The following is a 12,384-nucleotide window of genomic DNA, read 5'->3' on the forward strand; positions in this document are numbered from 1 at the left end:
ATTCAAATTTTGACTGTATAAAAAAACCTCACAAATATTTGCGAGGTTTTAATGTACATATCAGTTAATAAAGTCTCTATAATTTAACCTTATCGTCAATATTGTCATAATTAAATAAATAATCGACATCCATTTCCTTAATCTCTCCTAATTTCTTTAAAGCTTTAAAATCGATATCTTTTTTATTCCCTACAACCATAATATTATAGTTTTCTCCTTTTATATTTTCATTGAAAAAGTCTCTTAGATCACTTATTTCCATGTTTTTTATAGTGTTGTACATGGCTTCTCGATTGTCGTTTTCTATTCCTAATTTTTTCAAGCTTTCATACTCCCAAAAAATATTGGCTTTAGTTATACGTTCTGCAGCAATTTTCTTTAAAGCTGCATCTTTAGCTGCTTCAAATTGTTTTTCTGCTTCTGGCATATCGCTCATTAAAGTCATCATAGCATCTACAGCTTGTTCCATCTTATTGGCTTGTGTACCAATGTAAGCCAACACATAATTAGAATCTTCTTTTTTATTTGCTGTATTGTAACGTGAAAATGCTGAATATGCTAAAGATTTAGATTCTCTAATTTCCTGAAAAACAATAGATGATAAACCGCTACCAAAATAAGCATTAAACAAACTTGTAGCTGCAAGATTTTTAGCATCGAAAGATTTTCCTTTTGCTAAAAACACCATCTCAGATTGCACCATATCATAATCTACAAAATACACTTGTCCACCAGTTTCTTTTTCAATATAGCTTGTAGCTTCTGGATAATTTTTAAGCGGCGTATTTAATTTATGTTCTTTATTTAAAGCAGCTATAGCTTGGTCTATATCTTTACCGTAATAGAAAATACGTTGTTTATAATCTTTAATTCCTTTTACAATATCTACTAATTCTTGAGGATCTTGAGTTTTTAATTCTGAGGCCTTTAAGATGTTTCTCAAACGAGAGTTTTCTCCGTACTGACCGTAATTAACTAAGCCATTCCATAAAATGTTACTTTTTTGAGTTTTCCCATCTTGTCTTCCCTTTAATATTTTATCTACATATTTTGTATATGCTTCAGGATCTGATTTAGGGTTGTTTATTAAATCTTCTAATAATGCTAATCCTTTTGGTAAATTTTCTTTCAGACCACTTAAACCAATATAACTCACATCATCTCTGCTCACTACGTAATAATTGATACCTAGCTTATAAAATTCTTTTTTTATGTCTTCTGCAGACATTGTTTCTGTACCAAGATATTCTAAAAACCCAACGGCTAAACTTAATTTTTTATCGTTATCTGTACCCATATCAAAAATGATATTCAGGTTAAATAAATCGTTAGATTCATTATTAATATACGATACTTTTACACCGCTATCTAAATCTTTTTCTTTAATAGCTGTTTTATAATCCACAAATTTAGGCTCAAGTGTTTCTGACTTTAATGCCTGAAAATCTGTTAAATACTGAGAACTTTTATCTCTATTTAAATTTACTGGTGTAATCCCTGGATTTTCTACTTTTACGATGGAACTATCTTCGCCTTTTCTTTTATAAACAACAACGTAATTTTCTTTATAAAAACGATTAGCAAAAGCTACTAAATCTGCTTTAGAAATAGCCTTTAATTCATCTAAAAACTTTACTTTATCCTCCCATTTTTGATGATGAATAAACGCATTATAATATGCAGATGCTAAAGCTGTACTATTTTCGTACTGTCTAGTCTGACTCAATTTTAAATCGTTAACAACTGCATCTATCAACCAATCGTCGAACTCTCCTTTTTTAAGTTTATCAATTTGAGTAAATATTAGGTCTTTAACTTCATCTAAAGATTGTCCTTCTTTCGGGCTACCCGATAATTGTTGTAATCCATAGTCGTTTAAAAACATAGTAGAACTTCCAGCTCTTTGTACTAATTGTTGCTGATTTAAATTTAAATCCATTAAACCTGCTTCTCCATTTGCAAGAATCATATCTGCAAGTGTAACATATTTTTCGTCTTCAGAATTTATACCGTTACTTCTATAAGCAATACTAATACTCTCTGAAGTTGGCCCAAATACTTCTTTAATAATTGGTGCTGTAATAGGTTCTTCCTTAGAAAGTGTTGGGTGTGTTACTTCTTTATTTTTTAGCTTACCAAACGTATTATTAACCGCTTTAATTGTTTTATCGAAATCGATGTCTCCAACTAAAACCATAGCCATATTGTTTGGTACATAATATTTATCGAAATAATTATTAATATCTACTAACGAAGGATTTTTTAAATGTTCGGCAGTACCAATAGTTTGTTGTTGTCCGTATGGATGATTTGGAAACAAACCGTCTAACATAGCAGTATACATTTTTCTGCCATCGTTGTCTTGAGATCTGTTGAATTCTTCAAAAACGGCTTCTAATTCTGTATGAAATAAACGCAATACTAATTTACTAAAACGTTCGCTTTCTAGAGATAACCATTTGTTTAACTCGTTAGTCGGAATTTTATTTTTATATACCGTTTCCTCAAACCAAGTATGCGCATTTGTACCTGTGGCTCCCATACCACTAACCATTTTATCGTATTCGTTAGCTACTGAATAGTTAGACGCTTCTAGAGATACTTCGTCTATCTTTTTATAAATTTCTAACTTTTTAGCTTCGTCTGTTTCTGCGCGATGAGCTTCATATAAATCTGAAATTTGTTTAATGTATTCTTGCTCTTTATTCCAATCTATAGTTCCAATTTTATCGGTTCCTTTAAAAAGCATATGCTCTAGATAATGAGCTAATCCTGTAGAATTACTTGGATCGTAATTAGATCCTGCACGGACTGCAATATAAGTTTGAATTTTGGGTTCGTCTGTGTTTTTACTTAAATATACTTGTAAACCATTTTCTAAAGTATATAACCGTAGTCCTGTAGGATCGTTATTTACAACTTCGTAAGAAAGACCATTAGGATCATTCTTTATTTCAGACTTAATCACTGTATCTGCGTTATTAGTTTCTGTGTTCTGTTTACAAGCAATATTAAAACCTGCTAATAAACAAAGCATTACAATCATGTTGATTTGTTTCATATAAATGTGTTTAGAATTAAAAAATCCGTTAACAACTAAATGTTAACGGATTTAAATTTACGATATTATATAAATTTAGCAGTATAAAACTGTTAAATGAATGATTTTTTAAGCTAATTGAGCTAAAACTTCAGCGATTTTTTTACCAATTTCGGCAGGAGAATCTACAACATAAATTCCACAGTCTCTCATAATTGCTTTTTTAGCTTGTGCAGTATCATCACTACCACCTACAATAGCACCAGCATGTCCCATTGTACGTCCTGCAGGAGCAGTTTCACCAGCGATAAAACCAACAACTGGTTTTTTACTTCCGCTAGCTTTGTACCAGTTTGCAGCATCTGCTTCTAACTGACCACCAATTTCACCAATCATAACAACGGCTTCTGTTTCTGGGTCGTTAATTAAAAGCTCTACAGCTTCTTTAGTAGTTGTTCCAATAATTGGATCTCCACCAATACCAATAGCAGTAGTAATACCTAAGCCTTGTTTTACAACTTGGTCTGCAGCTTCATAAGTTAAAGTACCAGATTTAGACACAATACCAACAGTTCCTTTTTTAAATACGAAACCTGGCATAATACCAACTTTAGCTTCACCTGGGGTAATAACACCTGGACAGTTAGGACCAATTAAACGACAATCTTTACCTTTAATGTAGTCTGCAGCTTTAATCATATCTGCTACAGGAATACCTTCTGTAATTGTAATAATTACTTTAATACCTGCATCGGCAGCTTCCATAATAGCATCGGCAGCAAATGCTGGCGGAACAAAAATGATAGTTGTATCTGCTTCTGCTTCAACAACAGCATCTTTTACTGTATTAAAAACTGGGCGATCTAAATGCGTTTGACCACCTTTTCCAGGAGTAACACCTCCAACTACATTTGTACCATATTCAATCATTTGGCTAGCGTGAAAAGTACCTTCACTACCAGTAAAACCTTGAACTATTATTTTTGAATTTTTATTTACTAAAACGCTCATTTTTGTTTGTTTTATTTATTATAAAGCTTTACAAATGTAAAGTTTTAACATTTATCATTAAAGATTTTTTTTGACTTTATTTAAAAACATCCGTCTTTTCTATTCCAATGAAAAATTATTGATTCTCTTTTAATTTTTCGATTAATTTAGGAAGTTGTCTAAGTAAAGCAAATTCTTTTAACTTATTCCTAGATTCTTCAATAGGTGTTCCGAAATATGTTTTGCCTCCAGCTACAGATTTTGTAACTCCAGTTTGCCCCATAATTACGGCTTTTGTTCCTATTCTAATACCACTAGTTGTTCCTACTTGTCCCCAAATAGTGACTTCATCTTCAATAACTACACAACCTGCAATACCTACTTGAGATGCAATTAAACATTTCTTACCTATTACAGTATCGTGACCAACTTGTATTTGGTTGTCTAATTTAGAACCTTCTCCAATTATAGTATCTCCAGTTACACCTTTATCTATAGTACATAATGCACCAATATGCACATTATCTTTTATAACCACACGCCCTCCAGATTTTAACTGATCAAATCCTTCTGGTCTGTTTTTATAATAAAATGCTGAAGCTCCTAAAACCGTTCCGGCATGTATAATAACATTATCACCAATAACAGCATCATCATAAATACTTACATTTGAATGAATGATACAATTTTCACCAATGGTAACATTATGACCAATAAAACAATTGGGCTGAATAATACTGTTCTTTCCTACTTTAGCTGACTCTGACATGCTTTTATTAGCACTTTGAAATGGCTTAAAAAACTGTGTTAAAGTATTAAAATCTCTAAAAGGATCGTCTGAAATTAATAAGGCTTTACCTTCTGGACATTCAACTTCTTTGTTAATTAAAACAATAGTTGCAGCAGATTGTAATGCTTTATCGTAATATTTAGGGTGGTCTACAAATACAATATCTCCCGTTTCAACCACATGTATTTCATTCATGCCTAAAACAGGAAATTCGTCTTGTCCAACAAATTTACAACCAATAATAGTTGCTATTTGTTTTAATGTATAAGGTTGCGGAAACTTCAAAGTCTTATTCTTTAACGCGTTCTTTATATGTTCCTTTTTCTGTTTCTACTTTAATTTTATCTCCTTCATTAATAAATAAAGGGACATTAATTATAGCACCAGTTTCTACAGTAGCTGGTTTTGTTGCATTAGTCGCTGTATTTCCTTTAATACCCGGTTCTGTTGCAGTTATTTCTAGAATAACACTTGCAGGCATATCTACAGAAAGTGGCATCCCATCTTCAGAATTAATTAAAATAGTAACAACTTCACCTTCTTTTAATAAATCTGGATTATCTAAAACATTCACGTTTAACATGATTTGATTATAATCCTCAATATTCATAAAGTGATATAAATCGCCTTCTGGGTATAAATATTGAAATTTATGAGTTTCTACACGTACATCTTCTAACTTATGTCCTGCAGAAAATGTATTGTCTATAACCTTACCTGTTGTTACACTTTTTAACTTTGTTCTTACAAATGCTGGCCCTTTTCCTGGTTTTACGTGTAAGAATTCAATCACTTTAAAAATATCATGATTATATCTTATACATAATCCATTTCTAATATCTGATGTTGTTGCCATTCTATTTTTTTAATTTGATTTAAAATATCCTTTCATAATTCCGCGTTGAGAATCTCTTATAAATTGAAGAATTTCGTCGCGCTCTGGAGTAGCTTCCCACTCTGCTTCTATAATTTCTACTGCTTGAGTATTGTTATAATTTTTTTGATATAATACACGATAAATATCCTGTACTTCTCTTATTTTTTCTGTACTAAAGCCTCTTCGTCTTAATCCAACAGAATTAATACCGACATAAGATAACGGCTCGCGAGCTGCTTTTACAAATGGTGGTACATCTTTTCTAACTAAAGATCCTCCTGTTACAAAAGCATGATTTCCAATAGAACAAAACTGGTGTACAGCTGTCATTCCTGCTAAAACCACATAATCTCCTACTAAGATATGCCCTGCTAAGGTACTATTGTTTGAAAATATACAATTGTTACCCACAATACAGTCGTGAGCAATATGGCAATACGCCATAATTAAACAATTATCACCAATTACGGTTTTCATTCGGTCTGTTGTACCTCTATTAATGGTAACACATTCTCGAATAGTTACATTATTTCCAATAATGGTTAATGTATCTTCGTCGTTATATTTCAGGTCTTGTGGGACTCCAGATATTACTGATCCAGGAAAAATATTACAATTTTTTCCGATACGTGCACCTTCCATAATGGTAACATTACTTCCAATCCAAGTACCTTCACCAATGACCACATTGTTATGAATTGTTGTAAAAGGATCTATAACTACATTCTTTGCAATTTTCGCACCAGGGTGTACGTAGGCTAAGGGTTGATTCATGTAATAATTTTATTTAACTTTTGAAATTTGAGCCATTAATTCAGCTTCTGCACATAATTTTCCATTAGCATAGGCATAACCTTGCATGTGGCATATTCCTCTTCGGATTGGTGTTATTAAATCACATTTAAAAATCAATGTATCTCCAGGAACAACCTTTTGTTTAAATTTTACATTATCAATTTTCATAAAAAATGTAAGGTAATTTTCTGGATCAGGAACAGTACTTAAAACCATTATACCTCCTGTTTGCGCCATAGCTTCGACAATTAAAACTCCTGGCATTACTGGTGATCCTGGAAAGTGACCTACAAAGAACGGTTCGTTCATTGTTACGTTTTTCATACCTATAACTCCAGTATCAGATAACTCAAAAATTTTGTCAATCAATAAAAATGGTGGTCTGTGAGGTAACATATTCATAATCTGATTCACATCCATTAAAGGCTCTTGATTCAAATCTACGTAAGGTACGTTGTTACGTCTTTCGTTTTTTATTATTTTAGACATTTTTTTTGCAAACTGAGTATTTACAAAATGTCCTGGTTTATTTGCAATTACTTTACCTCTAATACGTGTACCTATTAAAGCTAAATCTCCTACAACATCTAGTAGTTTATGTCTAGCTGCTTCGTTTGGATAGTGTAATGTTAAATTATCTAGAATTCCGTTTGGTTTTACTGTAATGGAATCTTTTTTGAAAGCTTCTTTTAATTTTTCCATAGTTGCTGGCGATAATTCTTTATCGACATATACAATGGCATTATTTAAATCTCCACCTTTTATTAATCCATGCTCTAAAAGCATTTCTATTTCATGTAAAAAACTAAAGGTTCTAGAATCTGCAATTGTTTCTTTAAAATCTTTCATTTGATTTAAAGTCGCATTTTGAGTTCCTAAAACTTTAGTACCAAAATCGACCATAGTCGTGATTTGATACTCTTTAGAAGGCATTAAAAGAATTTCACTTCCATTTTCTTCATTTATAAACGAAATAACTTCAGTTACTACATATTCTTCTCTTACTTGTTTTTGTTCTATAATTTTAGCTTCTTCCAGAGCTTCAACAAAAAACTTTGAAGAACCATCCATAATTGGAGGCTCTGCAGCACTTAATTCTATTAAAACATTATCTAAATCTAACCCCACTAAGGCTGCTAGTACATGCTCGCAAGTTTGAATAATGACACCATTTTTCTCTAAACACGTACCGCGTTCTGTATTTGTTACATAGGTAGCATCTGCTTCAATAACAGGTGTTCCCTCTAAATCCATACGTTTAAATGCAAAACCAAAATTTTCTGGTGCAGACTTAAAGGTTAAGGATACATTATTACCTGTATGTAGTCCAACACCATTTAATGACACACTATTTTTAATGGTTTTTTGTTTGATATCTGTATTAACTATAGCCATTACTTCTTTTCTAATTCGTTTATTTCTTTTACTATTTTTGGTAAATTTTTAAAATGGACGTAAGATTTATTATAATCGGCATAAGAAAATGCAGGAGAACCTTGTAACATTTCATTATCCTTTACATTTCTTCCAATACCAGACTGTGCTTGTACCTTAACATTATTTCCTATTGAAATATGTCCTACAATACCTACTTGTCCACCTATTTGGCAATTTTCTCCAATTTTTGTAGATCCAGCAATACCTGTTTGAGCTGCGATTACAGTGTTTCTACCTATTTCGACGTTATGTGCAATCTGAATCTGATTATCCAATTTTACACCACGCCTAATTATTGTAGACCCTAATGTCGCTCTATCTATAGTTGTACCTGCACCAACATCGACATAATCTTCTAAAATTACATTTCCGATTTGTGGCACTTTATCATATTCTCCAGATTCGTTTGGTGCGAAACCAAAACCATCTGCTCCAATAATACATCCCGAATTAATAACACAGTTATTACCAATATTACATTCTGAATATATTCTTGCCCCAGAGAAAACAATAGTATTGTCTCCAATACTAACATTATCTCCTATATATGAATTAGGATAAATCTTAACATTATTTCCTATTTTCACATGTTCACCTATATATGCAAAAGCACCAACGTAAACGGTTTTACCAAGTTTAGAAGACTTAGAAATAAACGAAGGTTGTTCAATACCTTCTTTATTTTGCTTCACAGAATTGTAATATTCTAATAATTTTGAAAATGCCTTATAAGCATCGCTCACCTTTATTAATGTTGTATCAATATCCTGCTCTGGTACAAACGTATTATTTACGATAGTAATAGACGCTTTAGTAGTATATATATAATGAGTATATTTAGGATTTGCTAAAAATGTAAGCGCACCTTCTATACCCTCTTCAATTTTAGATAAGGTTGAAACTTCAATGTCGGGATTACCAACAACTTCCCCTTCTAAAATTCCTGCTATTTGTTCTGCTGTAAATTTCATCGACGCAAAAATAGGAAAAATGTCCTAAAGTTTAGCTTTAGGATAACATATATAATATTTCGTTACTGGTTTTGAAAGTGCTTTTAGGTTTAATTGGTCTGATGCTTTCACAATGTTTTCAATCTTTCCTGTCTTATGTAAAATTTTAATCTGCGGCCCATCTTGTTGGTACGCTTGATTGGTAATCTCTCCCGTAAACACAAAATAATCAGCTTCTTCCTCAGTAATATCAAAGGTTTTCATTAGTGCTTTCTCTTGTGCTTTTAACGACTCTTTTTTTATTTTTTTATCCTTTACTTTAATTTTTAACAGATCTCTGTTTAATATCATTTCACAAAGGTTACGAAGTACAAAATCATCATGATATTGCCATTCTTTCATAGCCGAAATGATATCATAATCGTCTAATTTGGCAAAAGTCTCTAAAGTATGTGTATCAAAACCAGATGCATCAATCTCTGTTTTCAAGAAATAAGACAATGCACGACTTGCTACTAAATCTACATTATTATGAGACAATTCTTTGGCTCGTTTTAATACGCGAATTAATAATTGCTCTGCAACAACGCTTGTTTTGTGTAAGTACACTTGCCAATACATTAAACGTCTGGCTACAAGGAATTTTTCGACACTATAAATCCCCTTAATTTCGACAACTAATTCATCGTTTATAACACTTAACATTGTTATTAAACGCTCGCTATTTATATTTCCTTCTGCAACACCTGTATAAAAACTATCACGCTTTAAATAATCGGCGCGATCCATGTCTAATTGCGAAGAAATTAACTGACACATAAAGTTTCTATGGTATTCTCCTTTAAACATAGAGATTGCTAGAGTTAAACTTCCGTTAAATTCGTCGTTCAATTCCTCCATAAAAAGCAACGAAATTTGCTCGTGAGAGATCCCATTTACAATACTATGTTCCATGGCATGAGAAAACGGACCATGGCCAATATCGTGTAAAAGAATGGCTATATTTAAGGCTAACTCTTCATCATCAGATATCTCAACTCCTTTAAAACGAAGTACATTGATTGTTTTTTGCATTAAATGCATACATCCTATTGCATGCTGAAATCTAGTATGGTGTGCGCCCGGATATACTAAATACGACATTCCCATTTGGGTAATTCGTCTTAAACGCTGAAAATATTTATGCTCGATTAAATCAAAAATTAACGAATTTGGTATGGTAATAAATCCGTAAATTGGATCGTTTAATATTTTAAGTTTATTCATCTATATAGTTTAGAAATGCTTAAGATGATCTTCTAAAATGTTTAAAAAACCACAAAAACATTACAAATATAACGATATGAACAATATAAATATACTCTGGATAGATGATGAAATTGATTTACTTAAACCACACATTCTTTTTCTAGAGAAAAAAAATTATACAGTCACTAAATGCAATAGTGGTACAGAAGCCCTAGAAATATTAGAAAGCAATAAATTTGATATCGTTTTTTTAGATGAAAACATGCCTGGTTTAACAGGACTTGAAACTTTAAATGAAATTAAAGAAAAAGACCATACACTTCCTGTAGTAATGATTACAAAAAGTGAAGAAGAATATATTATGGAAGAAGCAATTGGTAATAAAATTGCCGATTACTTGATTAAACCTGTAAATCCGAATCAGATTTTATTAAGTCTGAAAAAGAATTTAGATCATTCGCGACTAATTTCTGAAAAAACCACTTCTAATTATCAACAAGAATTCAGAAAAATAGCCATGGATTTAATGTCGGTAAATAGTTATGAAGATTGGGCAAATCTTTACCAAAAACTAGTGTATTGGGAAATTCAATTAGAAAATATTGAAGACGCTGGTATGTTCGAGATCTTAGAATCTCAGAAAACTGAAGCCAATGCGTTATTTGGAAAATTTATAGCTAAAAATTATACCGATTGGTTCGATCATGAAAATGATGCTCCAACCATGTCTCACACCCTATTTAGAAATAAAGTGGTTCCTGAATTAAGTAAAGACCAACCTACTTTATTTGTGGTTATAGACAATTTAAGATACGACCAATGGAAATCTTTCGAGCCCTTTTTAACACCTTATTATAAAAAAGAAAAAGAGTTGCCATTTTACAGTATTTTACCAACAGCAACCCAGTATGCTAGAAATGCTATTTTCTCTGGTTTAATGCCAAGTGAAATGGAAAAACTTCATCCGGAATATTGGAAAAACGATACTGATGATGGAGGAAAAAACTTATTTGAAGCCGAGTTTCTACAAGCACAAATGAAACGCTTAGGACTTCAAGACTATAGTTGTGAGTATCATAAAATCACCAATCTAAAAAATGGTAAAAAATTAGTAGACAACTTTAAAAGCATGAAAAACAACGACCTTACTGTTGTTGTATATAACTTTGTTGACATGCTTTCTCATGCAAAAACAGAAATGGATGTTGTAAAAGAATTAGCATCTAATGATAAAGCATATCGTTCACTAACACAAAGCTGGTTTAAAAATTCGCCTTTATTCGAAATTATCCAGCAAGCTCAACAATTAGGCTTTAAACTAATACTTACTACAGACCACGGTACTATAAATGTAAAAAACCCTTCCCGAGTGGTAGGAGACAGAGACACATCTTTAAATTTAAGATATAAAACTGGAAGAAGTTTAACATTTGAATCTAAGGATGTTTTAGAAATTAAAAACCCTAAATCTGCTCATTTACCAACTATAACCATGAGTAGTTCGTTTATTTTTGCTAAAAACGATTTCTTTTTTGCTTACCCAAATAACTACAATCATTATGTGAGTTATTTTAGAAACACCTATCAACACGGTGGAGTTTCTTTAGAAGAAATGATTATCCCTTTTATAGTTTTAAACCCTAAAAAATAAACACTATTTGACCTCTAAAAATCATTAGTAATTATAATTAATATTACTTATAATTGCAGTTTTATGCCATGCTAGACACAAGAGAATTTAATATAAAAGACCTAGATAATGTTGCTAAGCAAATACTTGATAATGCAACATCCAAAACCCTACTTTTTTATGGAGATATGGGTACAGGAAAAACAACCTTAATAAAAGCCTTAGTAAAGGCTTTAGGTTGTAATGACGATGTTAGCAGCCCTACTTTTTCTATAGTAAATGAATATGCTGCAAACGATGGTTTAGTTTATCATTTCGATTTTTACAGATTAAATGATGAGGAGGAAGCCTATAATTTCGGAATTGAAGATTATTTAGAATCTGGTGCTTGGTTATTTATAGAATGGCCTGATAAAGTAAAACACATTTTAGCTAATGAGCCTTGCAATCGTTTAACGCTTGAGAGTTTAGATTCTAAAACAAGAAAATTAGTATTTGTAAAGAGTTGAAAAACAAACAAAATTGCTGTATTAACAAAACAAACTAACATTAAATTGTAATAATTACGGTTTTCCCGTAACACATATTCCTAAAAAACACCTACTTTAACATAACATTAACATTTGG

The 12,384-nt window shown here is 31.6% G+C and carries 10 protein-coding genes; 2 read left to right on the forward strand and 8 right to left on the reverse strand.

Features of this window, described 5'->3' with window-relative positions; genetic code table 11:
• Nucleotides 1-76 precede the first annotated feature (76 nt).
• The 8 genes from Q1B05_RS12175 to Q1B05_RS12210 form a co-directional block, all read right to left on the reverse strand.
• Nucleotides 77-3,061 (reverse strand): pitrilysin family protein, encoded by a 2,985-nt coding sequence (locus tag Q1B05_RS12175; RefSeq protein ID WP_299781036.1) that lies wholly within the window; start codon nt 3,059-3,061, stop codon nt 77-79.
• 108 nt (nt 3,062-3,169) lie between these two features.
• The gene (gene sucD, locus Q1B05_RS12180) at nt 3,170-4,051 is read right to left on the reverse strand and encodes a succinate--CoA ligase subunit alpha (RefSeq protein ID WP_299781038.1); all 882 of its coding nucleotides are present in this window, start codon (nt 4,049-4,051) and stop codon (nt 3,170-3,172) included.
• Between the two features lie 115 nt (nt 4,052-4,166).
• The gene (locus tag Q1B05_RS12185; RefSeq protein WP_299781040.1) at nt 4,167-5,105 is read right to left on the reverse strand and encodes a UDP-3-O-(3-hydroxymyristoyl)glucosamine N-acyltransferase; all 939 of its coding nucleotides are present in this window, start codon (nt 5,103-5,105) and stop codon (nt 4,167-4,169) included.
• A gap of 4 nt (nt 5,106-5,109) precedes the next feature.
• The gene (efp, locus tag Q1B05_RS12190; protein WP_299781041.1) at nt 5,110-5,676 is read right to left on the reverse strand and encodes an elongation factor P; all 567 of its coding nucleotides are present in this window, start codon (nt 5,674-5,676) and stop codon (nt 5,110-5,112) included.
• Between the two features lie 9 nt (nt 5,677-5,685).
• Nucleotides 5,686-6,471, reverse strand: coding sequence for an acyl-ACP--UDP-N-acetylglucosamine O-acyltransferase (gene lpxA / locus Q1B05_RS12195; protein WP_299781042.1), 786 nt, complete (start codon nt 6,469-6,471; stop codon nt 5,686-5,688).
• 9 nt (nt 6,472-6,480) lie between these two features.
• Nucleotides 6,481-7,887, reverse strand: a complete 1,407-nt coding sequence (locus Q1B05_RS12200) for a bifunctional UDP-3-O-[3-hydroxymyristoyl] N-acetylglucosamine deacetylase/3-hydroxyacyl-ACP dehydratase (RefSeq protein WP_299781044.1) — start codon at nt 7,885-7,887, stop codon at nt 6,481-6,483.
• Nucleotides 7,887-8,900 (reverse strand): UDP-3-O-(3-hydroxymyristoyl)glucosamine N-acyltransferase, encoded by a 1,014-nt coding sequence (gene lpxD, locus Q1B05_RS12205; RefSeq protein ID WP_299781046.1) that lies wholly within the window; start codon nt 8,898-8,900, stop codon nt 7,887-7,889. The genes Q1B05_RS12200 and lpxD overlap by 1 nt, the downstream gene beginning before the upstream one ends.
• 24 nt (nt 8,901-8,924) lie before the next feature.
• A complete protein-coding gene (locus tag Q1B05_RS12210) occupies nt 8,925-10,145 on the reverse strand; it encodes an HD domain-containing protein (protein WP_299781047.1) in 1,221 nt (406 codons plus the stop codon).
• A gap of 76 nt (nt 10,146-10,221) precedes the next feature.
• Here Q1B05_RS12210 and Q1B05_RS12215 point away from each other — a divergent pair, with 76 nt between their 5' ends.
• A complete protein-coding gene (locus Q1B05_RS12215; RefSeq protein ID WP_299781048.1) occupies nt 10,222-11,778 on the forward strand; it encodes a bifunctional response regulator/alkaline phosphatase family protein in 1,557 nt (518 codons plus the stop codon).
• Between the two features lie 68 nt (nt 11,779-11,846).
• On the forward strand, nt 11,847-12,266 hold the full coding sequence (tsaE, locus tag Q1B05_RS12220) for a tRNA (adenosine(37)-N6)-threonylcarbamoyltransferase complex ATPase subunit type 1 TsaE (RefSeq protein WP_299781050.1): 420 nt from the start codon (nt 11,847-11,849) through the stop codon (nt 12,264-12,266).
• The last annotated feature ends 118 nt before the right edge of the window (nt 12,267-12,384 follow it).

The sequence above is a fragment of the uncultured Formosa sp. genome, from assembly GCF_947500765.1.
In the GTDB taxonomy this organism is placed as follows: Bacteria; Bacteroidota; Bacteroidia; order Flavobacteriales; family Flavobacteriaceae; genus Formosa.

What these genes read in the sequence shown, in the direction of transcription:
- Q1B05_RS12175 (WP_299781036.1), bottom strand. Translation starts at nt 3,061, where the DNA reads ATGAAACAAATCAACATGATTGTAATGCTTTGTTTATTAGCAGGTTTT.
- sucD (WP_299781038.1), bottom strand. Translation starts at nt 4,051, where the DNA reads ATGAGCGTTTTAGTAAATAAAAATTCAAAAATAATAGTTCAAGGTTTT.
- efp (WP_299781041.1), bottom strand. Translation starts at nt 5,676, where the DNA reads ATGGCAACAACATCAGATATTAGAAATGGATTATGTATAAGATATAAT.
- lpxA (WP_299781042.1), bottom strand. Translation starts at nt 6,471, where the DNA reads ATGAATCAACCCTTAGCCTACGTACACCCTGGTGCGAAAATTGCAAAG.
- Q1B05_RS12200 (WP_299781044.1), bottom strand. Translation starts at nt 7,887, where the DNA reads ATGGCTATAGTTAATACAGATATCAAACAAAAAACCATTAAAAATAGT.
- lpxD (WP_299781046.1), bottom strand. Translation starts at nt 8,900, where the DNA reads ATGAAATTTACAGCAGAACAAATAGCAGGAATTTTAGAAGGGGAAGTT.
- Q1B05_RS12210 (WP_299781047.1), bottom strand. Translation starts at nt 10,145, where the DNA reads ATGAATAAACTTAAAATATTAAACGATCCAATTTACGGATTTATTACC.
- Q1B05_RS12215 (WP_299781048.1), top strand. Translation starts at nt 10,222, where the DNA reads ATGAACAATATAAATATACTCTGGATAGATGATGAAATTGATTTACTT.
- tsaE (WP_299781050.1), top strand. Translation starts at nt 11,847, where the DNA reads ATGCTAGACACAAGAGAATTTAATATAAAAGACCTAGATAATGTTGCT.